At 69.8% G+C, this 20,173-nt stretch carries 16 protein-coding genes, 4 tRNA genes and 1 pseudogene; 12 read left to right on the top strand and 9 right to left on the bottom strand.

What is annotated here, in order from left to right:
- Positions 1 to 751: 751 nt before the first annotated feature.
- From ACIBEJ_RS43930 to ACIBEJ_RS43915, 4 genes and pseudogenes are all read left to right on the top strand, one after another.
- Entirely contained in the window at positions 752 to 2,566 is a 1,815-nt protein-coding gene (locus ACIBEJ_RS43930; RefSeq protein WP_397188909.1) for a serine hydrolase domain-containing protein, read from the top strand.
- A gap of 17 nt (positions 2,567 to 2,583) precedes the next feature.
- The gene (locus ACIBEJ_RS43925; RefSeq protein WP_397188908.1) at positions 2,584 to 3,708 is read left to right on the top strand and encodes a sensor histidine kinase; all 1,125 of its coding nucleotides are present in this window, start codon (positions 2,584 to 2,586) and stop codon (positions 3,706 to 3,708) included.
- Positions 3,705 to 4,370 carry a response regulator gene (locus ACIBEJ_RS43920; RefSeq protein ID WP_397188907.1) on the top strand — a complete coding sequence of 222 codons (666 nt, stop codon included), beginning with the start codon at positions 3,705 to 3,707 and terminating at the stop codon, positions 4,368 to 4,370. Before ACIBEJ_RS43925 ends, ACIBEJ_RS43920 begins: the two co-directional genes overlap by 4 nt.
- 12 nt (positions 4,371 to 4,382) lie before the next feature.
- Positions 4,383 to 5,441 (top strand): annotated as a pseudogene (locus tag ACIBEJ_RS43915) (tyrosine-type recombinase/integrase); the annotation flags it as partial.
- Between the two features lie 95 nt (positions 5,442 to 5,536).
- On the opposite strand, the gene ACIBEJ_RS43910 reads toward ACIBEJ_RS43915, so the two are convergent.
- The 3 genes from ACIBEJ_RS43910 to ACIBEJ_RS43900 form a co-directional block, all read right to left on the bottom strand.
- Positions 5,537 to 6,601, bottom strand: coding sequence for an integrase core domain-containing protein (locus ACIBEJ_RS43910; RefSeq protein WP_397188906.1), 1,065 nt, complete (start codon positions 6,599 to 6,601; stop codon positions 5,537 to 5,539).
- 341 nt (positions 6,602 to 6,942) lie between these two features.
- Positions 6,943 to 7,015 (bottom strand) — tRNA-Lys (locus ACIBEJ_RS43905).
- A gap of 113 nt (positions 7,016 to 7,128) precedes the next feature.
- The gene (locus ACIBEJ_RS43900; RefSeq protein WP_397188905.1) at positions 7,129 to 8,283 is read right to left on the bottom strand and encodes an acyl-CoA dehydrogenase family protein; all 1,155 of its coding nucleotides are present in this window, start codon (positions 8,281 to 8,283) and stop codon (positions 7,129 to 7,131) included.
- Between the two features lie 91 nt (positions 8,284 to 8,374).
- Here ACIBEJ_RS43900 and ACIBEJ_RS43895 point away from each other — a divergent pair, with 91 nt between their 5' ends.
- On the top strand, positions 8,375 to 8,647 hold the full coding sequence (locus tag ACIBEJ_RS43895) for a PspC domain-containing protein (protein ID WP_397188904.1): 273 nt from the start codon (positions 8,375 to 8,377) through the stop codon (positions 8,645 to 8,647).
- Here the strand turns inward: ACIBEJ_RS43895 and ACIBEJ_RS43890 are convergent, their stop codons facing one another.
- Positions 8,648 to 9,925 (bottom strand): MFS transporter, encoded by a 1,278-nt coding sequence (locus tag ACIBEJ_RS43890; protein WP_397188903.1) that lies wholly within the window; start codon positions 9,923 to 9,925, stop codon positions 8,648 to 8,650.
- A 125-nt stretch (positions 9,926 to 10,050) separates the two neighbouring features.
- The gene (locus tag ACIBEJ_RS43885) at positions 10,051 to 10,401 is read right to left on the bottom strand and encodes a metallopeptidase family protein (protein ID WP_397188902.1); all 351 of its coding nucleotides are present in this window, start codon (positions 10,399 to 10,401) and stop codon (positions 10,051 to 10,053) included.
- A gap of 159 nt (positions 10,402 to 10,560) precedes the next feature.
- Between ACIBEJ_RS43885 and ACIBEJ_RS43880 the strand changes: the two genes are divergently transcribed.
- The 7 genes from ACIBEJ_RS43880 (at position 10,561) to ACIBEJ_RS43850 (ending at position 15,253) form a co-directional block, all read left to right on the top strand.
- Complete coding sequence (locus ACIBEJ_RS43880) at positions 10,561 to 12,009, top strand: metallophosphoesterase (RefSeq protein ID WP_397188901.1); 1,449 nt, start codon at positions 10,561 to 10,563, stop codon at positions 12,007 to 12,009.
- Positions 11,987 to 12,059 (top strand) — tRNA-Glu (locus ACIBEJ_RS43875). Before ACIBEJ_RS43880 ends, ACIBEJ_RS43875 begins: the two co-directional genes overlap by 23 nt.
- An 80-nt stretch (positions 12,060 to 12,139) precedes the next feature.
- Positions 12,140 to 12,214: transfer RNA gene (locus tag ACIBEJ_RS43870), tRNA-Asp, on the top strand.
- Between the two features lie 5 nt (positions 12,215 to 12,219).
- Positions 12,220 to 12,293 (top strand) — tRNA-Phe (locus ACIBEJ_RS43865).
- A 426-nt stretch (positions 12,294 to 12,719) separates the two neighbouring features.
- Positions 12,720 to 13,793: a serine hydrolase domain-containing protein gene (locus ACIBEJ_RS43860; protein WP_397188900.1), complete on the top strand. Its 1,074-nt coding sequence runs from the start codon at positions 12,720 to 12,722 to the stop codon at positions 13,791 to 13,793.
- Between the two features lie 148 nt (positions 13,794 to 13,941).
- The gene (locus tag ACIBEJ_RS43855; protein ID WP_397188899.1) at positions 13,942 to 14,616 is read left to right on the top strand and encodes a LuxR C-terminal-related transcriptional regulator; all 675 of its coding nucleotides are present in this window, start codon (positions 13,942 to 13,944) and stop codon (positions 14,614 to 14,616) included.
- A gap of 79 nt (positions 14,617 to 14,695) precedes the next feature.
- The gene (locus ACIBEJ_RS43850) at positions 14,696 to 15,253 is read left to right on the top strand and encodes a hypothetical protein (RefSeq protein WP_397188898.1); all 558 of its coding nucleotides are present in this window, start codon (positions 14,696 to 14,698) and stop codon (positions 15,251 to 15,253) included.
- Here ACIBEJ_RS43850 and ACIBEJ_RS43845 read toward each other — a convergent pair.
- The 4 genes from ACIBEJ_RS43845 to ACIBEJ_RS43830 all read right to left on the bottom strand — a co-directional run bounded on the left by ACIBEJ_RS43845 (position 15,195) and on the right by ACIBEJ_RS43830 (position 19,957).
- Positions 15,195 to 16,400, bottom strand: coding sequence for a cytochrome P450 (locus tag ACIBEJ_RS43845; protein ID WP_397188897.1), 1,206 nt, complete (start codon positions 16,398 to 16,400; stop codon positions 15,195 to 15,197). The genes ACIBEJ_RS43850 and ACIBEJ_RS43845 overlap by 59 nt on opposite strands.
- Positions 16,401 to 16,473: 73 nt before the next feature.
- Entirely contained in the window at positions 16,474 to 19,197 is a 2,724-nt protein-coding gene (locus tag ACIBEJ_RS43840; protein WP_397188896.1) for a LuxR C-terminal-related transcriptional regulator, read from the bottom strand.
- On the bottom strand, positions 19,194 to 19,493 hold the full coding sequence (locus ACIBEJ_RS43835) for a winged helix-turn-helix domain-containing protein (RefSeq protein ID WP_397188895.1): 300 nt from the start codon (positions 19,491 to 19,493) through the stop codon (positions 19,194 to 19,196). The genes ACIBEJ_RS43840 and ACIBEJ_RS43835 overlap by 4 nt, the downstream gene beginning before the upstream one ends.
- Positions 19,493 to 19,957 (bottom strand): hypothetical protein, encoded by a 465-nt coding sequence (locus tag ACIBEJ_RS43830; protein ID WP_397188894.1) that lies wholly within the window; start codon positions 19,955 to 19,957, stop codon positions 19,493 to 19,495. Before ACIBEJ_RS43830 ends, ACIBEJ_RS43835 begins: the two co-directional genes overlap by 1 nt.
- Between the last annotated feature and the right edge of the window lie 216 nt (positions 19,958 to 20,173).

Below are 20,173 nucleotides of genomic sequence, written 5' to 3'. Positions count from 1 at the left end.
CGTCACTGGGCCTCCCGACCGCTGAACGAACGTGATCAGCTCATCCAACCGGCAGGACCGTCCTACGCGCCAACCCGGTGATCGTTTCCGGTCACAGCACTAGAACTCGATCACGGCGAGGTGCGCATCCTCAACCTGGCTGACGAACTGGTCATCACCGACACCACCCTGCCGGACGCGGTCGAGGCCATCCTCCGCTGACATACCTCGCGACATCCGTGCGCTGAACCCACGAGCCGAACAGGCCCCCGGATGCCGAACCCACCTGAGTTCCCGCTGAAGAACCTTCAGTTCGCATGAACTCTGGGCTTTCAAGGCCCGGTGCTCGGGTCCGTGCGATGAGCCCCAAAGTAACGGAACGTGACCGACCGGTTGGCATACTGCACGACCCCACCAGCGCCCCGACCGCGCGGCCGCCGCACGTCACCCTCGCTGACCTGGGCCAGTCTCAGAAGTCCAACCGAGCGTGCGGGGCGACCGCGCGGATATCCGGACGGGCGAAGGCGCGGCGTGCCGGTCTTATCCCGCCGCGTCCGGACCGGAGTCCGGCGCGCGGCCGGGCGGCGCACACTCCGCGTAACCTGGCGCGGCATCGGTCGGGGCGGTCGGCCCCTCGGTCTCTGACTCGTTCAGAGCGATACGGGAGTCCGGGACTCGTCGGCAGCGCGCCCATCCCTCCCCCAAGCGGCGGAGGGACAGATGGGTGGCGTCGGCGATGTGGCGGCAGGGGTGTGCGCAGGACCCTTGACGCATGTTGCTGAAACTCATGACCGCGTTGGTCCTGATGGCCGCCCCAGCGCAGGCAGCCGAGCCTCCGGCCCTGCAAGGGCTCGCCACCCTGGTCGACGAGCACGTCGTCGCGACGATGGCCGAGGACAAGATCCCCGGCGTTGCGGTGACCGTGGTGGCCGATGGCGAGCGGGTGCTGCACAAGGGGTACGGCTGGGCGGACGCGGAGCGCCGGGTGCCGGTGGACCCCGAGAGCACCCGGTTCCTCATTGGCTCGGAGACCAAGTTGTTCACCGCCCAGGCCGCGTTGCAACTCGTCCACAAGGGCAAGCTGGATCTGGACGCGGACGTGAACACCTATCTGAAGTCCTTCAAGGTCGAGGGTCCCCCGGTCACGTTGCGCCATCTGCTCACCCACACGGCCGGGTTCGACGAGGACTATGTCGTGGGCAGCGGCGCGGACGTCCTGCCACTGGACGAGGCGCTGGCCGCGCACCAGCCGGCCCGCACTCGGCCGCCCGGCACCGGCGTGTCGTACAGCAACTACGGTGTGGCGCTGGCCGGATACGTGGTCCAGACCGTGTCGGGGATGGCGTTCGAGGACTACGTCAAGCGGCACGTGTTCGAGCCGCTCGGCATGAACGACTCGGTCATCGCCTGCGGCGGTCTGCGGGGCACCAAGGCTTACGTGATGGACGGGACGGCCACGCAGGTCAACTGCGCCGACTTCGCCGCCTCCGGCGCGGGGCCGGCCTCGACCGCCACTGACATGGGCGTCTATCTGCAGGCGCAGTTGTCGCGGGACGCGCGGCTCGGCGCCGGGATCGCGGCCGAGATGCAGCGCAGGCAGTACAGCGAGCATCCCCAACTGGCCGGGATGGGGTTCATGTGGGAGGAGCGGCCGTACAAGGGCCACCGGATGCTGTTCAAGGGCGGCGACATGCCCGGCATGCACTCCTACATGTTTCTCCTGCCCGAGCAGGGCGTCGGCGTCCACGTGATCTCCAACGGAGACGGGACCGGGCGGCACGGGCTGGACGGCTTCGCGCTGGTGGAGAAGATCATCGACCGGTACCTGCCGGAATCGGCGCCGCCGAAGGTCACGGCGCTGACGGGCGCGTCCTCCCGCGCCTACGAGGGCTGGTACCAGAGCAGCGGCGTCAGCCGCGGCAGCCTGCTCAAGGTCCAGGCGTTGACGGACACGCCCGTGCATGTCGTCGCAGCCGCCGACGGCAGCGTCGTCACCACCGGGCTCGGTGGTGGGCAGAAGCGCTGGATCCAGTTCGAGCCCGGTGTCTTCCAGCAGGAGGGCGGCTGGAGCCGCATCGCCTTCCCCGAGCCGGGTCAGCTCGCGCTCAGCGGCCAGACGATCGTGTTCGACCGGATCGGCTGGCTGGAGCACTCGTGGCTGCATCTGGGCCTGCTGGCGTGGGCGGCGCTGGTGTCGATGATCGCCGTGATCGGGTATCCCGTGGCGCTGGCCGTACGCAGGGGTCGCGGATCGGCGATGAGGGGGCCATGGGGCTGGCGGCTGGCGGCCTGGCTCGGCGGGGTCGCGGTGACGGTGTTCGTGGTCGGGTTCGGATCGCTGCTCGCCGACCAGGGCCGGGCGTTGCCGCTGGTCTTGCAGGGGGCGCCGCAACTGATGGCGCTGCTGGTGCTGGCGACGTTGACGGTGCCGCTGGCCGTCGCCTTGCTGGCGGGGGCGGTGCTCGCCTGGTGGCGGCGCTGGTGGCGGCCCTGGGCCCGGGTCGGCTACACGCTGGTCACGACGGGTCTGGTCGCCTTCGGCGTCGTGGCGGTCCTGTACAACATCGTCGGCCTGCCGTACACGTGAGTATGATTCGTCCCCTTATGTCAGCACTTAGCCGGATTCCTGCGCGGGTCGTAGATCTCACGATCGCCCTCCTGGTGCTCGCCGCGCATTCGGCGCCCTTCATGCTGACGATCCGGGAGCACGAACCGGTGACGGGCTACACGCTCGGGCAGTACCTACCCGCGCTCGGCATGGCGCTGCCGCTGATCTGGCGGCGGCGCGCACCGCTGGCCGTACTGGCGGTGGTGACGGCCGCGATGGGTGCCTACCTGTTCAACGACCCCGACACCGCCCCGCAGCCGATCCCGTACGCGCTGCTGGTCGCGATCTACACGATCGCAGCGTACGGCTCGCGCCAGGTCCGGGGCTGGGCGCTGGCCCTGCTCGGCACAGGGGCAGGTGTCCAGCTCGCCGGGTTCGTCCTGAATCCGCCGAGCGCGGACACCACGGTGCGGGCGCTGGTGATGTACGTCGCGGCCTGGGCCATGGGCCGGGCCACGGCCCACCGGCACACCTACGCCCGCCAGCTCGAACGCGACAAGCAACGCGAAGCGGAGCGGGCGATCGAGCGGGAGCGGGCGGCGATCGCCCGGGACATGCACGACATTCTCGGCCACGCCATCAGCCTGATCGTGGTGCAGGCGGAGTCCGGGCCGCTGGCCGTACGCTCCGATCCGGGGCGGGCGGAGGCCGCTTTCGACGCCATCGCCGCGACCGGGCGCGAGGCGATGGAGCAGGTGCGCCGCCTGCTCGGGCTGCTCGGTAGGTCCTCACCCGGCGCGCCGCCGACCGTGGACCGGATCGAGGCGCTGGTGCAGAGCGTGGACCGAGCCGGGCAATGCACGACCCTGACCGTCCACGGCACGCCGCGCCCGCTGCCCGCCGATGTGGAGGCCGCCGCGTACCGGATCGTGCAGGAGGCGCTCACCAATGCGGTCAAGCACGCCCGCGCGACAGTCGTGAACGTCGAACTGGCCTGGAGCCGGGACACGCTCATGATCGCCATCACCGACGACGGCCGCGGCCACACCGGCGGTGCGGGTCACGGCCTGATCGGCATCCGCGAGCGGGCTACGGCTTGCGGCGGGTCGGCCGCCTTCGGCCCAGGACGGGACGGGAACGGCTTCGCCGTCAAGGTCAACCTGATGGGAGCCGTCTCGTGACGATCCGTGTCGTGGTCGCCGACGACCATGAGCTCATGCGCGGTGGCTTCTCCCTGATTCTGGACAGCCAGCCGGACATCACGGTCGTCGCCGAGGCCGGCGACGGCGCCCAGGCCATCGCGGCGGTGCGCGAGCACGCACCCGACATCGCGCTGCTCGACGTCAACATGCCCGTCATGGACGGCATCCAGGCCGCCCGGACCATCTGCGCAGAGACCAGCACCAAGGTCATCATCTTGACCGTCTTCGATCAGGACGAATACGTCTACGAAGCCCTGCACGCCGGAGCCAGCGGCTTCCTGCTCAAGGACGTACGGCGCGACGACCTTGTCCACGCCGTCCGGGTCGTGATGGCCGGGGAGTCGCTGCTGGCGCCCGCGGTGACCAGGAAGCTGATCGACGACTTGGTCAGCCGCGCGGCCCACCCGCCGGTGGCGATACCGGGGATGGACGCCCTGACCAGCAGGGAGCGCGAAACCCTCGCCCTGCTCGGCCAGGGGCTGTCCAACCCCGAGATCGCGGCGGCCTTGATCGTGAGCGAGCACACCGTGAAGACCCACGTCAGCAACGTGCTGTCCAAGCTCGGCCTGCGCGACCGCATCCAAGCGGTCATCTGCGCCTACGAGTCCGGCCTCGTCCATCCGGGCCATTGGCGCCGCTGAGGGGGTGGCCCCGTGCACGACCTGTACGTGATAGTCAGCTCTTATCACGTACATGAGCGATCACGGCCGCGCGCCCACCTGGGGAAGGCCCTCCGGCGGGAGTGTACGACTCGAACACGTTATCCGGTACATCATCGGGAAACGGCGCACCCGGCCCGGCAGCTCGCTCGCGGCCAGAGCCGTCCGGCGGTGGCCGGCGTGAGCGCCGACGGCGCGCGCAAGGTGACCGCGCTGCGCGGTGACGGCGTCGAGTTGGCCGCGGCCGCCGAGTCGTTCCTCGCCTCCGCCCGGATCGCCAACCCCAACACCCACCGCGCCTACGCCTCAGCCATCGACCGCGTCATCGCGTTGCTCGGCCGTGACCGGCCGCTGGCCGAGGTCGCCGACGCCGAGATCGGCGCCGCGCTCACCGAACTGTGGGGGACGAGCGCGCCGGCCACCTGGAACCGCAACCGCGCCGCGATCACCTCCTGGCTGACCTGGTGCCAGACCAAGAAGCACTGGCCCGCCCCATCGGTGCCGGCCGAGGCTGAACGCCGCAAGGAAACCGCCGACGAGACCCGCGCCGTCGCCAAGTCCACCATCCACCGGCTGCTATCGCGCCGCGACATCCCGCTGCGAGAGAGAACGCTGTGGCGGATGCTCTACGAGACCGCAGCCCGCGCCGCGGAGATCCTCGCGCTGAACGTCGAGGACCTCGACCTGGAACACCGGCGTGCCCCCGTCACCTCCAAGGGCGGCGCGATCGAATGGGTGTACTGGGACACCGGCACCGCCCACCTGCTCCCCCGCCTGCTACGCCTGCCCGACGGCGGCTCGCGCACGCACGGCCCGCTGTTCCTGGCCGAACGCCGGCCCGTCCCCGCCCAAAGACCTCCGGCCGCCGACATCTGCCCCCACACCGGCCGCGCCCGCCTCGGCTACGACCGCGCCCGCGTCCTGCTCAACCACCACGCCGAACTCGACCTCCACCAACTCCGCCACTCCGCGGCCACCCACCTCGGCGACGCCGAAGTCCCCCTGCAGCTCATCATGGGCAAGACCCGGCACAAGAACCCCCGCACCGCCCTGCGCTACGTCAAACCCGGACCCGAGGCCATCGCCAAGGTCACCGAGCACCTCGCACCTCGCCGCCGCACCCTGTGGGTGCCAGGAACCCGGCCACCCTACGCGGCCTGCGCATACTCGTGGATCAGCCCACCGAGACGGTCACGGCGGACGACCTCGATATCGGCCTCGACCGGGTCGGACAGGGACCGAAGAGGAGCGGCATGGCCCAGGGATCGGTGTGGCCGGTGCTCGTTGAAGTGAGCCTCGTACTCAGCCAGCACTCGTCGTAGATGGCGGGCGTTGACGATCAGCATCCGGTCGAGGAGTTCCCGACGCAGCCCACCGATCCACCGCTCGACGTAGGCGTTCGCCTGCGGAGCCCGAGGCGGCGTCTTCACCACCTGGATGCCCGCGCCAGCGAACACCTCATCGAACGCGGTGGTGAACTTCGCATCCCGGTCCCGGATGAGGAAGCGGAAGCCTTCGGCCCGATCTCCCAGCTCGACCATCAGGTTCCGGGCCTGCTGAGCGATCCAGTGCCCGGTGGGGTGATCGGTGGCGCCGAGAAGGTGCACTCTCCGGGTCGAGATTTCCATCACGACCAGGCTGTACAGGCGTTTGAGGAGCACGGTGTCGCAGTGGAAGAAGTCGCACGCCAGGATGCCGGAGGCTTGGGCGCGCAGAAACTCGTTCCAGGTTGGTCCCGTGCGTCGCGGCACCGGGTCGAGGCCCGCATTCTTCAAGATGAGCCATACGGTGGAGGCACCGACCCGGCATCCCAGGCCGGCGAGTTCACCGGCGATCCGGCGATATCCCCACAGTGGGTTCTCCCGGGCCATCCGAAGGATCAGTGATCGCACTGAAGGCCGTGTCGCAGGCCGCCCCTGTCTGCGGCGCTTGAACGTCCAGCGTCTCCGTACCAGATCAGCGTGCCAGCGCAGCAGTGTGCCCGGCGTCACGAACAGCCGCAGGCGGTCGGCTGCGGGCAACAGACGGGCCAACACGCTGATCACCGCCCGATCCGCCCACGACGGTCGCGGTCGGGCGACCTGGCGGCGTAGCACCGCGAGCTGATGCCGGAGCACGAGAATCTCCACGTCCTTCGACGCATCCGAGCGCACCAGCAGCATCAGCCAGCCCGCGAGCTGGAGGAAGATCAGATAGAGCAGCCGCAACGCCATGAACAACGATCATGCACAGTGAACGCTCACGCGCCAAACCGCAGGTCACCTCGCTGGCCGAGTTTCCGGCACCCACAGGTTTTACACGCGGTTGGGCGGGCCTGGAATCAAGCTGGAGATGGGTCGCCCTCGACCCCGTCTGTCATGACCTTCCCTTGCGCTTCCGGCGGGTCTGGCTTGACCTGAGGGGGCACGGGGGCACGCGCACATGCCTACCGTAGGTTCGCCCGCGTGCCGGACGCGTGCCGAAGAGCACTGTGCGAGCACTGACTCGGCCATTTTCGGCCGTCAGAAGAAGGTCGAGAATCGAGAAACCCCAGGTCAGACGCGGTTTTTGTGGGTAGGGCGCCCGGGGCTCGAACCCGGAACCTACGGATTAAAAGTCCGCAGCTCTGCCAATTGAGCTAACGCCCCTTGCAACATGCAGCGTACCGAGGTTACCCGTCAGTACGCGACCAGGTTCCCGCCGGTCACGATAACGGCCGGATGCCGCACCGGCCAACCGGCGACGGTGCGGCACAGGCGGGTCAGCGGTAGGCGGACAGGCCGGTCAGGGCTTCGCCCAGGACCAGGGTGTGGATTTCCTGGGTGCCTTCGTACGTCAGGACGCTTTCGAGGTTGTTCATGTGCCGGATCACCGGGTATTCGAGGGTGATGCCGTTTCCGCCCAGGATCGAGCGGGCCTGGCGGGCGATGTCCAGGGCGGCGCGGACGTTGGCCAGCTTGCCGAAGCTGATCTGGCGGGGGGTCAGGGTTCCGGCGTCCTTCAGGGCGCCCAGGTGGAAGGCGGTCAGGGAGGCCTGGGCGGTCCCGACGTACATCCAGGCGAGCTTTTCCTGGGTGAGCTGGAAGGCGCCGATGGGCTTGCCGAACTGGACTCGGGTCTTGGCGTAGTCGACGGCGGACTCGAGGCAGGCTCGGGCGGCGCCCACAACGCCCCAGAGGATGCCGAAGCGGGCTTCGGACAGGCACGACAGCGGGCCCTTCAGGCCGGCGACCTCCGGGAGGACGGCGCTTGACGGCAGGCGGACGTCGTCGAAGTACAGGGACGAGGTCACCGATGCCCTCAGGGACAACTTCTTGTGGATCTCGGGGGCGGAGAAGCCGGGCGTGTCGGTCGGGACCACGAAGCCCCTGATGCCCTCGTCGGTCTGCGCCCATACGACCGCGACGTCGGCTATCGACCCGTTGGTGATCCACATCTTGGCGCCGTTGAGGATCCAGTCGGAGCCGTCGCGCTTGGCGAAGGTGCGCATGTTGGCGGGGTCGGAGCCGTGGTCGGGCTCCGTCAGGCCGAAGCAGCCGATCGCCTCCCCCGCCGCCATGCGTGGCAGCCATTCCTCCTTCTGGTCGGCGGAGCCGTACTTCCAGATGGGGAACATCGCCAGGGAACCCTGAACCGAGACGAACGACCGCAATCCGGAGTCGCCCGCCTCCAGCTCACGGCAGGCCACGCCGTAGGAGGTGGCGTCGGTTCCGGCGCAGCCGTACCCCTCCAGATGCATGCCGAGCAGGCCGAGCTCCCCCAATACGGGCGCGAGTTCGCGCGCGGGGAAGGTGCCCTGTTCGAACCAGTCGGCCACGTCTGGGAGGATGCGGTCGGTGACGAACGACGCGACCGTGTCACGGATCAGGCGCTGGTCAGGGTTGAGCCGATCGTCTATGCGCAGCAGGTCTTCCACGACGGTCCTCTCCTCGCGTAGGGGGCTACCAGGGTTCTACCAGGGGGAATCCCGATGTGCGAACGTCGGGTCCCGGGGCAGTCTGGATGACATGAGCGAATCGAACATCAAGCAGCTTCGTCGGACCAACAAGGGCAAGATCGCCGGTGGTGTCTGCGCCGGTGTGGGCGAGTACGTCGGGATCGACGCCAACCTCATCCGGATCGGGCTCGCGATCGCGACCCTGTTCGGCGGTCTGGGCGTGGGCCTGTACGCGATCGGCTGGCTCCTCATCCCCGAAGAGGGCAGGAACGAGTCGATCGTCCAGGACCTGATCGGCAAGCAGCAGGCCAAGAAGCAGAACGACGACGTCTGGCAGCAGTGATCAGGCGGTGGCCCGGGCGCGCACCCGGGCGGCGAGGTCACCGCGGGACTCGGTCCAGACCATGGCGAGCACGGCCGCCGAGGTCACTCCCATGACCCCGGCCAGCGCGACCACCGGCTCCGGACCGAGTCTCTCCGCGGCGAATCCGCCGATCAGGATGCCTATGCCCTGTACGGCCATCAGCCCCGACTGCACCAGGCCGAACGCCTGACCCCGGCGTTCGGCTGGAACACACTGTACGAACGCGGCGTTGGCCGCGAGCTGGTACGCGCCTCCGATACCGGACAGAACCCACAACCCAAGCACGACGGCCAGCGGCGGCCGCATCGCCGACAACACGAGCGGAGCGCAACTCAGCATGGCCATCCACCCCATCATGCGCAGGCGCCCGGATGGCGTGACGAACCTGCTGAAAAGGAACCCGCCCAGCACCGTGCCCGTCGGCATCGCCGCCATGAGCAGGCCGGTGACGACGGCGACCGGGAGCTCCGAGGTCAAGGTCGCCGCATAAGGGACGGCGATGCCCTCGGGAAGCACGTAGAAGCCGCACAGCCACGCGAACAGCACCAGCGTCCGCAACTTCCTGTCACCGAACACGAGCCCGGCTCCAGCCCGGGTCATGGTCCACATGGATGGTTTCGCCCCTTCGCGGGCCGCGGACGCGCGCCGCCGTACCCCTGAGACGAGGATCAGCGCGGAGGCGAGGAAGGTCGCCGCGTCGAGAGCGAGCGCGCGGTACGGCCCCAGCGTCGCGATCAGCGCCCCACCCGCGGCGAACCCGAGCATCTGGACCGCCTGGTTGGTCATGTTCTGCAGCGCGGAACCGGCGACATAGCGGTCACCGACCAGGATCTCGGGCAGCAACGCCGCCCGCGCGGCCGAGAACGGCGCGCTGAGCAGCACGACGAAGAACACAAGACCGCACAGAACGGGGAACGGCATGCCCGGCACGGCCATGCCCGCGACCAGCACCGCCCGCAGGACGTCACACGTGATCATGACGCCGCGCCGGGCGAAGCGGTCGGCGAGCCCGGCGAGCAGCGGGCCGCCGAGGATCGAGGGCAGGTAGGTGAGCGCGTAGACGGCCGCGGTGGCGGCTGCGGACTTCGTCCGGTCATATACCAGTACGGCCAGCGCCACCTGGGCGAGCTGGTCGCCGAGCAGGGACAGGCCCTGCGCGTACCAGAGCGCGCGGAACTCGCGTATGGCGATGACCTCGCCGTACGTTGCCTGTCGCTCGACGGCACGCCTGTGCCGCCCCGGAAGCCTGGCCCCCATAGGACTCCGCTGCGCCTGACTCAGTGTGTTCGGTATGTCACCTAAGGTGCCCGATCACCTGGCACGCCGCAACCGAAAGCTTCCAAGCCCTTGCAAACTGTAATCACCAAGGACGATATGTCGGTCTACCAGCCAAGCTCGTGAAGTCTGGCGTCATCAATCCCGAAATGGTGGGCGATCTCGTGCACGACGGTGATCTGGACCTCCTCCACGACGTCGTCCTCGGTATCGCAAATCTGGCAGATGGGATTGCGGTAGATCTCGATCCGGTCGGGCAAGACTCCTGCGTACCAATCGCCGCGTTCGGTCAGGGGGATACCGGTGTACAGCCCGAGGAGGTCGGGCTCCGGCGGGTCATCGACCACCACAACCACGACGTTGTCCATGAGCCTGGTCAGCTCCGGCGGAATCGTGTCCAATGCCTCGGCCACGAGTTCCTCGAACTTCTCCCGCGGAACCTCGATCACAGTTGCCATTCTGCCCTGTCCATCGGGTAAGCAAGAAAGCGTATGAAGTACCTGAAGTCCAGATGGGTCAGCTCCGTCGCGGTTCTGTTCGTCGCGGCGGTAGGAGCGTGGCTGGGCGTAATCCTCAGCGGTACGGTCCCCGCGCAGATTGGCCCGGTAGAGACGGCCATGTCCCTCCGACCTGCCTGGAAGGGCGAGACGATCGTCGACGCCAGCCCGCTCGGCACGCTCACCTTCCGCACCCACGACGCGCCGCTGCGCCTGCGCATCACGCTGGAGAACATCGACCAGGAGCAGGCCAGAGCGCTCATCGAGGATCCCCGGCTGGCCGACCGGCTGCCCGCCATCCTCGAACGCGACCTGCGCGAGGGCGTGACCGTCCTGCTCATCCGCTCCCTGCTGTGCGCGGGGGCGGGCGCGCTGGTGGCCTCGGTCCTGGTCTTCCGGCGCCCGAGAGTGGCGCTGACAGGGCTTCTGGTGGCATCCGTGGCATTGGCCGGAACCGGCACGGTGGCGGCCGCCACGTTCAAGCCGAACTCGGTGCTCGAACCACGCTATTCCGGGATCATCGCCGCGGCGCCGTCCCTGGTGGGGAGCGCGGAGTCGATCGTGACCAAGTTCGAGTCGTACCGCGCCCAGCTCACCAAGCTCGTCACGAACGTCTCCAAGTTGTACGACACCGTGCGCGACCTGCCCGTCTACGATGCCGATCCCACATCCATCCGCGTACTGCACGTTTCCGACATCCACCTCAACCCCATCGCCTGGAACGTCATCCGCTCCATGACCGACCAGTTCAAGGTGGACCTCATCGTGGACACCGGGGACATCTCCGACCATGGGAGCAAGCCGGAGAACAAGTTCGTGGAGGAGATCGGCAAGCTTGGCGTGCCGTACGTCTTCGTGCGTGGCAACCACGACTCGGCCATCACGCAGAAGGCCGTCGCCAAGCAGAAGAACGCCATCGTCCTCGACGACAACAGCGCCGAGGTGAACGGCCTGCGCATCTACGGCGTCGGCGACCCGCGCTTCACGCCCGACAAATCCGTACCCGTCAACCCGGACCTGGGCCGCCTGGAGCAGTTCGGCCGCTCCCATGCGGTACGGCTGGCCCAGCCCCCCGACCTCGTCGCCGTCCACGACCCGACGATCGCCAAGGGTTTCTCCGGATACGCGCCGATGATCCTCGCCGGTCACTCCCACCAGAGATCGACCACCGTCCTGCCCTCCGGCAGCCGCGTCCTCGTCCAGGGATCCACCGGCGGAGCCGGCCTGCGCGCCCTCGAACACGCCGAACCGACCCCCGTCCAGGCGTCCGTTCTGTACTTCGACAAGAAGACCAGACGCCTCCAGGCCTGGGACGATGTCACGCTCGGGGGCCTCGGCGAGCAGTCGGTGCACATCCAGCGTCACGTGGAGCAGAACCCTCGACGTATGATTTCCCCAGAGCCAACGAACGCCCCGTCGCCAGCGGGATCGGTCACAGGCACGACGACGCCGGCCGCCGGTCCGCCACTTTGGCATGAGGGGCAATCGTCCCCTATGCTTCAGAGGTCTCCGACGGAAGACGTCAGGAACAGGATGCGAATCCTGAGCCCCCATCGTCTAGCGGCCTAGGACACCGCCCTTTCAAGGCGGCGGCACGGGTTCGAATCCCGTTGGGGGCACGGCTTCACCGGAAAACCGGCTGGTCGAAGACCACCGAAACACTGGTAAGCTAAGCGAGGCCGCAAGGCCGAGCGAACAAGGTCCTGTAGAGCAGTTTGGAGTGCTCGCCACCCTGTCAAGGTGGAGGTCGCGGGTTCAAGTCCCGTCAGGACCGCTCTGGGTCAGGTAGCTCAGTTGGTACGAGCGTCCGCCTGAAAAGCGGAAGGTCGGCAGTTCGACCCTGCCCCTGACCACCCTTATTGAACAGCAAGAACGCCCCGGTCATGTAAATGGCCAGGGCGTTTTTTGTTGTGCGGCTATCGAGCGGAAAGATGGCATCCATGACGGGTCTGATCTGCTTGCGATAGAACGTCTCCGTCACGACGGTGTTCGTGTGGCCGACCAGGCGTGAGATCAGCTCGATCGGCACGTCGTGGGCAGAGCGCCGCCGAGCTTCCGGCGCCAACGGTGGCAGCAAGGGTCCGAGCCGGCCACTTATGGCGAATCGGACGACGAGGTCAAGGCTTGGGCCATGCCGACAGTGAAGCACTGCGACGGCCGGGCGGGAGGTTTTCGGGTGTAGGGGCAGCACTACCAACACATGGGTGGTGTCGTGACTGTGGTGGCCGTGGGTGGCGCGCGAGGGTTCAGGTATGGCTTCCGACCCCCGAGGAGTACCGATGATGCGCCGCCTGCTGGCTCTCGTGATCGCCGTTCCCGTCGCCCTGGCGCCTGTGGCGCCTGCTCTGGCCGCTGCGCCCTCTCCACAGGATCGGCTCGATCGGTTGACCGACTCGGCTGCGCTGCCTGGCGCGGTGGCTTATGTGCGGGGGGCTCGGGGGGAGCACGTTACTTTCCGGGCGGGTACGGCTGAGCGGGGGGCGCGTAAGACCATGCCCGGGGCGGATGGGCGGTTTCGGGTGGCCAGTGTCAGCAAGGCGGTCATCGCGACCACCGTCGTGAAGCTCGTCGAGCAGGGGAAGGTGGGGCTGGACGACGCTGTGGAGACCTATCTGCCCGGCGTCGTTCGGGGGGAGGGGATGGATGGGCGGGAGATCACCGTCCGGATGCTGCTGCAGCAGACCAGCGGGCTGCCCGACTTCACCCCTGCCGCCGACTGGTCGAAGATCGGCAAGCAGGATCTGCTCAAGCTGGCCTTGTCGCTGGAGGCCACTCCTCGTGGGACGTTCGCCTACTCCAATACCAATTATCTGGTTCTTGGGAAGGTCATCGAGGCGGCCACGGGGCGGGATTTCCGGGTGGTCAGTCGTGATCTGGTGCTCCGGCCGCTTGGCATGCGGGACACCTACTGGCCGGCCAAGGGTGAGAGCGGGATCCGGGGGAAGCACGCGCGGTTTTACGCGGTGCATCCGCTTCGGCCCGCGGAGGGGGTGGTGGACGTGACCCGGTTGCCTGGGTACGAGTTCGGGGCCAGCGGGGGGCTGGTGTCCACGCCGCATGATCTCGACCGGTTCTGGCGGGCGCGGTCGGTGACGTCGGACGGGTTCGTCAAGGTGAACGAGGCTGGGTGGCCCAAGGGGTCGCGGTACGGGTACGGGCTGATGGAGATCCCGCTCAGCTGCGGCAAGATGTGGGGGCATGCCGGAGATATCCCGGGGACTTCGACGTTCAGCGGGCGGGATCGGGCGGGGCGGACGGCGACGGTGTACGTGACGGGGTCGGCCAACGGTGGCAAGCCTCGGGAGCGGCTGATCGCTGCCTTTGACGCGGCCCTCTGTGGAGGTGGGCGGTAAGGGGCCCGCCGTTGCCAAAAACGCCGGTCTGCGAAGGGCTCCGGTCGGTGAGGGGCTCCGGTACGTGAAGGGGTTCGGTATGTGAAGGGTGCGGACTGGGGGGCGTGTGAAGGAGCTTGGGCGGCTGGCTGCGCAGCTTGAGGGGATCGTGGGTGAGTTGCGTGGGCTGCCCGTCGAGGTGGAGCGGCTGGAGAGCAGCGAGGAGGTCAGGGGGCGGATCGCGGAGCTGGCCCGGACGTCCTGGGAACTGCGGGCCATGCAACCGGTCGGCGCCAAGGACAAGGGCCGGGAGGAGCAGCGCAACCGGCGTGACGTGCTCGACGCGCTGGAGCGGGGCATGGCGATGCGTACGGTCGTGCATGCCAGCGTTCTGGACGATCCGCGTAAGGTGGCCAGGCTCAGAGAGCTGCACGCGGCGGGGGATCTGCATCGCGTCGTCGATGAGCCGATTCAGCAACTGCTCGTCTTCGATCGGGCCGTGGCCTTTCTCCGGATCACGCCGGTCGCCGGGTCGCCTGGCGCCCTGCTGATCAGGCAGCAGAGCATGATCAGCATTCTGATCGATCTGTTCGAGCAGACCTGGGCCAGGGCCAGGGAGGTCACCGAGGCGGTGCCCAAGCTGAGCCCGCGGGAGCGGGAGGTGCTGGGGCTGATCGCGGAGGGACGGTCCAACAGCGCCGTTGCCCGGGCGCTGTCGATCTCCGAGGCGGCCGTGGGCAAGCACGTGGCCGGGGTGTTCGCCAAGCTCGATCTGCCCGCGACCGACGACGTCAACCGGCGGGTGCTGGCGGTCCTGGCCTACCTTCGGGGGGCGGTCAGGTAGGGCGAGCACTACCCGAGCCTCGGTCCAGCCCCCGCGCGGGTGCGGTACGGCGCGGCCTTCAATGAAGGTCATGCAGCGTATGTCTGGATTGCTGGTGGGCGCCGTCTTCGGCGCGGTGTTCGTGGTAGTCAACGCCCAGGAGCCGCTTGGCGGGGCGGTTGCGGCTGTTCTGCGGGTCCTCGCCTGCCTCGCCGCCGCCGGGGTGGGGGCGATGTGGTTCATGGCGGTCAAGAGAGCGCGTACCACGAACACAGCGCGTACCGCGCCGAGGGGGGGAATGTTCGGGAAGGGGTATCTCGTCGTCGTGGCGGCCGAGGTGGTGCTGTTGTTCGGGGGGCTGCGGGTGCTGACCGCCTGGGAGGTGCCCGTCCAGGCCAACGTGGCCTGGGTGGCGTTCGTCGTCGGTGTCCACTTCGTCGCCCTGGCGCCGGTCTGGAAGGACTGGACCATCGCCGTGCCCGGCGCGGTGCTCACCGGGCTCGGCGTGGCGGGGCTGGTCATGGCGGGGACGGCGGGCCTGGCGTGGGTGCCGTTCGTCAGCGGGGTGTTGTCGGGGGTGGTGCTGCTGGCGGGGAGCCTTACGTCTGGGTGGAGGGAGCTCCGGCTCGCACCGGCAGGCGTTCCAGGCCGTGCATGAGCATGCCGGGCCGCCAGGCCAGCTCTTCCGTACGGCAGGCCAGCTCAAGGCCGGGGAAGCGGTCGAGCAGATGCCTGAAGGCGATCTCGCCCTCGACGCGGGCCAGCGGCGCCCCCAGGCAGTAGTGGATGCCGTGGCCGAACGCGAGGTGCTGGCCGGGCTCGCGGGTGACGTCCAGCTCGTCGGCCCGCTCGTACTGCCCGGCGTCGCGGTTGGCCGAAAGCAGGGAGACCAGGACGAGCGCCCCGGCCGGGATGTCCGCGCCGCCGATGGTCACCGGTGCGGTGGTGAAGCGGTAGGTGGAGGTGCTGAGCGGGCCGTCGAAGCGTAAGAACTCCTCCACGGCCTGGGGGATCAGCGACGGGTCCGCGCGCAGGGCGGCGTGCTGGTCGGGACGGCTCAGCAGCGCGAGCATGCCGTTGGCGATCAGGTGCACGGTCGTCTCGTGCCCGGCGACGAGCAGCAGCCAGGAGGTGCTGACCAGTTCCGAGGGGGTCATGCCTTCGGCCTGGACCATGGCGCTGATCAGGTCGTCGCCGGGGTTCTCGCGCTTGGCGGCGCACAGCTCGGCCAGGTAGGCGATGGTGGCCTGGGCGGCGGCGACCACCTCGCCGGGGTCGAGCGCGGAGCCCTCGATCGTGGTGTTGGACCAGCGGATCACCTTGGGCCAGTCGGGCTCGGGGATGCCGAGCAGCTCGCCGACGACCATGGCGGGGAGCTGGACGGCGTACTCCTTGATCAGGTCGAAGTCGCCGTCGAGGCCGTCGAGCAGGCCCCGGCTCAGCTCCTCGATCCTGGGGCGCATCGCGCGTACCCGACCGGCGGTGAACGACCTGACGACCAGGCGGCGCAGGCGTTCGTGGTCGGGCGGGTCGGAGAAGAGCATGTTGTCCGGGACCACGGCGGCGGCGCCGCTGCTGTCGCCGCCCTCCATCTCGTTGGCCTTCATGATGTGGGGATTGCGGTGGAAGTCCTTGCTCAGGCGCGGGTCGTTGAGCGCCGCCTTCACGTCCGCGTACCTGGTCACCAGCCAGACGCGGACGCCCTGGGAGGTGATGGTGTGGGCCACGGGCTGGTCTTGCCTCAGCTTGGCGTAGACGCCGTGGGGGTCGCGCAGATACTCCTGATCGAACACTTTGTTGATCACGGTTGTCCCTCCGCGGTAGAGATCTCACTCTATGCCCGGGGCTGACACCGCGAAGGCGTCGATCGTGACACGTTCAGTCGTGGAGGGGCAGGGCGGCCAGGTCGGTGCGGGAGGCCACGCCCAGCTTGGGGAAGGCCTTGTACAGGTGATGGCCCACCGTGCGCGGGCTGATGAACAACTGGGCGGCGATGTCGCGGTTGGACAGGCCCTGCGCGGCCAGCCGTACGATCTGCAGCTCTTGCGGGGTGAGCGCGGCGAGCACGCCCGGGGCGGCGCGGCGGATCGTGAGTCCGGTGGCGTGCAGTTCGGCGTCGGCGCGTTCGGCCCACGGACGGGCGCCGACGCGGTCGAAGCGCTCCAGCGCCGCGGTCAGGTGCGTGCGCGCCTCGCTCTTGCGGCGGGCGCGGCGCAGCCACTCGCCGTAGAGCAGTTCGGTGCGCGCGTGCTCGAACGTCCTGCTGTCCTGCTCGTGCAGGTGGAGCGCGGCGCGGAAGTGCGGCTCTGCGTCGGGTTCGAGCAGCGCGGCGCACCGCTCGGCGAGCGCGCCGACCGCGGCGCGCCGCAGTCGTCCCGCCAGCTCACGGAAGCTCTGGTACGGCCCCGCCGCCCGCTCGGGACTGCCCAGCCGCACCGCCGCCTCCACCAGGTCGGGGGCGCACCGCTGGCCGGGCAACTGGTGGCGCGCGGGCCCCTCGGCCACGCGTTCCAGGTGTTCGAGCGCCCGCTCGGCCCGCCCGTGGGCGAGGTCGAGCAGCCCGAGCGCCCAGCCGGCCCGCGGCGCGCCCGGCGAGAAGATCTTCTCGCCGGCCGGCGACCGGGTCCGCGCGGCCAGGTCGCGGCAGCGTTCCTCGTCGCCCTCGACGGCGGCGAGGTAGGCGAGCACGCCGGCGGACAGGCTGCTCCACTGCCACTGGCCGGTGTCGTCGGCGATGGTGACCGCCTCGGTGGCGCTGCCCGCGGCGTCGCGGTGCCGGCCGAGCGCGCTCTCGGTGATCGCCAGGTGGTACAGGGCCGGTGGCAGCAGCCCGATCTTCCCCTGCGCCCGGCAGCCGGCGGTGACCTCGGCCATCAGGTGGTACGCCTGGTAGTCGAGGCCGGCGATGAGCCCGAGCCCGGCGATGTGCATGAGGTGGAGCGGCCCCGCGCGCCCGCGCCGGGCGGCGGCCACGACCTCGGCCATGGGCGGCAGGCCGTCGGTGGAACGCTCCAGGGCCAGCGCCACGATCCAGTCCTGGACCAGCCGGAACGCCCCCGCTCCCCCGCCGATGGCGTCGAGCTGGTCGGCGGTGCGCGCGACCATGTCACGGTCACCGGCGAACCAGGCGTTGCCGACCGCGTCCATGAGCGTGGCCAGCGCGGCGTCGGGATCGTCGGCGCCGCCGGCCGCGACCTGGCCGATCAGGACGAGGTTCGCCTGGCGGAAGGCACCCTGCCCGGACAGGGCGGCGGCCTGGGCGCGGGCCAGCCTGCGGCTCAGCGGCGCGTCGCGGGTCTCGGGGCGGGCGCGCTCGGCCAGCGCGCGGGCCGCGTCCAGGTCGCCCGCGGCCAGCGCGGCCTCGGCGGCCTGGACGAACAGCCTGCCGCGCGCGTGCGGGCTGAGCTCGGCGGCGCGCTCGTAGGCCGCGGCGGCGGCGGAGTGGCCGTTGCGGGCCGCGGCCTGGGCGGCGGCGCGCTCCAGCTCGTCCGCGGCCCGCTCGTCGGTGCCGGTGGCGGCGGCGGCCAGGTGCCAGGCGCGCAGGTCCGCGCGTTCGGTGCCGGCCAGCGACTCGGCGAGCGCGCGGTGGGCGTCGAGGCGCTGGTCGAGGGTGGCTCCCCGGTAGACGGCCGCGCGGACCAGGGGGTGGCGGAAGGCTATGCGCCGGTCGGCCTCGTCGAGGCGGATCAGGCCGGCCTCCACGGCGGGCGGCAGGTGCCGTACGTCGTGGGGGGAGGCGCGCAGGACGACGGCGAGATCCCCGCTGTCGTCGGCGGCGGCGAGCAGGAGCAGGTCGCGGGTCGGCGCGGGCAGGCGGGCGACCTGGCCGTGGAAGGCGGCCTGGAGGCGGTCGGTCAGCGGCAGGGGGCCCGGGGTGTCCGCGTCGAGGGCGAGGGGCAGTTCGATGAGGGCGAGCGGGTTGCCCGCGGCCTCGGCGAGCACGCGGGCGCGCACCTCGGGCGCGAGCGTGGCGTCGCGCTCGTCGACCAGGGCGGCGGCGTCCTCGGGCCCGAGTCCGGTCAGGGTGAGCGAGGGCAGCCCCGGCGCGGCGAAGGCGGGCCGGCCGTCGCGGGCCGCGAAGATCATGGAGGTGGACTCGGCGCCCAGCCGCCTGGCCGCGAACAGCAACGCCTCGGCGGAGGGCCGGTCGAGCCACTGCGCGTCGTCGACCAGGCAGAGCAGCGGCGCCCGCGTGGCCAGCTCCGACAGCAGCGACAGGACGGCGAGTCCGACGAGCATCCGATCGGCCGGTACGGCAGGCCCGAGCCCGAACGCGCTCTCCAGCGCGAGCCGCTGCGGCGCGGGCAGGAGGGACAGCCCGTCGAGCGCCGGCCTGAGCAGGAGGTGGAGCCCGGCGAACGGCAGCTCCGCCTCGGACTCGATCCCACAGCCCCGCAGCACCCGCAGGCCCGCGGACTGGATCCCGTCGTCGCGCGGCGCGCGCAGGTCCTCGGCCGCGGCGGCGGCGTGGTCGAGCAGTGCCGACTTGCCGATGCCCGGCTCGCCGCGCAGGACCAGCGTGCCGCTGCCGCCTTCCCTTGCGGCGCGGACGATGCGGTCGACGGCGGCCAATTCCGCGGCGCGGCCGTGGAGCACGCTCACGCCTCGGTCTGCGCGGCGGCCACGATGCGCTGGAGTGCGGCGGCGTGGCGCTGGAAGGCGCGGCGGCCCTGGGGCGTGAGCCGTACGTGGGTGCGCCTGGCCCTGCTCTCCTGGCCCTTGCGCACCTCGACGTATCCGGCGCCGGCCAGCGCGGACACCTGCTTGGACAGCGCCGAGTCGCTGGTGCCGACGGCGTCGCGCAGGAAGGCGAAGTCCACCCAGTCGGCCGGGGCGAGCAGGGCCAGGACCGACAGCCGCGCGGGCACGTGCAGGAAGTCGTCGAACTCCGGGTCCATCAGCGGTTCCTCCTCATGATCGCAAGGATGGCACGGCGGAGCAGGGGCGTGGTGGCGAGGTAGACCACGGCGACGGCGGCGGCGCCCACGGTGGCCTGCGACCACAGGCCCTGGGCCGGGAGGCCGAGCAGGCCGTGGGCGGCGACGCGGCCGGCGGAGAAGACCAGGACGAGCCCGGCGAACCAGCCGGCGTGCAGCAGGTAGTCGGCGCCCGCCGGCTTCCTGCGGGCGGTGGCCCTGTGTTCCCGCACGATGCCGGTGGCCGCGTACAGGCCGAGGCCGAGGACGAGGGCGACGAGGTTCCACGGGCTCGGCAGGTCGATGCCGGCGAAGGCGGCGAACAGGCCCAGCGCGGCGAGCAGCACGTACGGCCCGGCCGTGGCCTGGCGGGCGATCTCCTGGCGCGTGGAGTCCTGGCCGCGCCGGATGTCGTCGAGGGCGGAGCGGGCGTCGTACTCGTTCATGGCTTTCCTGTTCTTCTGACTGCTTTCCTGAGAGGAAAGTACCATGAACTTTCCTCAGAGGAAAGTCGTCGAGGTTGCGGACGATCCTCTCCGTAGACATCGCGGTGATTTATCTCGATAATTCGGGATAACCCGGCGCGAGCCCCCAGCCTCGCAACCCTGTTTTTCCGTCATGTCCTGTGACCTGCCGCGACAAGAAGCGGCAGAAGGGTTGTC

The organism is Nonomuraea sp. NPDC050790, from assembly GCF_044456745.1.
In the GTDB taxonomy this organism is placed as follows: domain Bacteria; phylum Actinomycetota; class Actinomycetes; order Streptosporangiales; family Streptosporangiaceae; genus Nonomuraea.
This window is presented reverse-complemented; position numbering and strand designations above follow the sequence as displayed.

Excerpts from the sequence above, each read along its gene's own strand:
- ACIBEJ_RS43930 (WP_397188909.1), top strand. The coding sequence starts at position 752 with ATGTTGCTGAAACTCATGACCGCGTTGGTCCTGATGGCCGCCCCAGCG.
- ACIBEJ_RS43925 (WP_397188908.1), top strand. The coding sequence starts at position 2,584 with ATGTCAGCACTTAGCCGGATTCCTGCGCGGGTCGTAGATCTCACGATC.
- ACIBEJ_RS43910 (WP_397188906.1), bottom strand. The coding sequence starts at position 6,601 with ATGGCGTTGCGGCTGCTCTATCTGATCTTCCTCCAGCTCGCGGGCTGG.
- ACIBEJ_RS43895 (WP_397188904.1), top strand. The coding sequence starts at position 8,375 with ATGAGCGAATCGAACATCAAGCAGCTTCGTCGGACCAACAAGGGCAAG.
- ACIBEJ_RS43890 (WP_397188903.1), bottom strand. The coding sequence starts at position 9,925 with ATGGGGGCCAGGCTTCCGGGGCGGCACAGGCGTGCCGTCGAGCGACAG.
- ACIBEJ_RS43885 (WP_397188902.1), bottom strand. The coding sequence starts at position 10,401 with ATGGCAACTGTGATCGAGGTTCCGCGGGAGAAGTTCGAGGAACTCGTG.
- ACIBEJ_RS43880 (WP_397188901.1), top strand. The coding sequence starts at position 10,561 with ATGTCCCTCCGACCTGCCTGGAAGGGCGAGACGATCGTCGACGCCAGC.
- ACIBEJ_RS43860 (WP_397188900.1), top strand. The coding sequence starts at position 12,720 with ATGATGCGCCGCCTGCTGGCTCTCGTGATCGCCGTTCCCGTCGCCCTG.
- ACIBEJ_RS43850 (WP_397188898.1), top strand. The coding sequence starts at position 14,696 with ATGTCTGGATTGCTGGTGGGCGCCGTCTTCGGCGCGGTGTTCGTGGTA.
- ACIBEJ_RS43835 (WP_397188895.1), bottom strand. The coding sequence starts at position 19,493 with ATGGACCCGGAGTTCGACGACTTCCTGCACGTGCCCGCGCGGCTGTCG.
- ACIBEJ_RS43830 (WP_397188894.1), bottom strand. The coding sequence starts at position 19,957 with ATGAACGAGTACGACGCCCGCTCCGCCCTCGACGACATCCGGCGCGGC.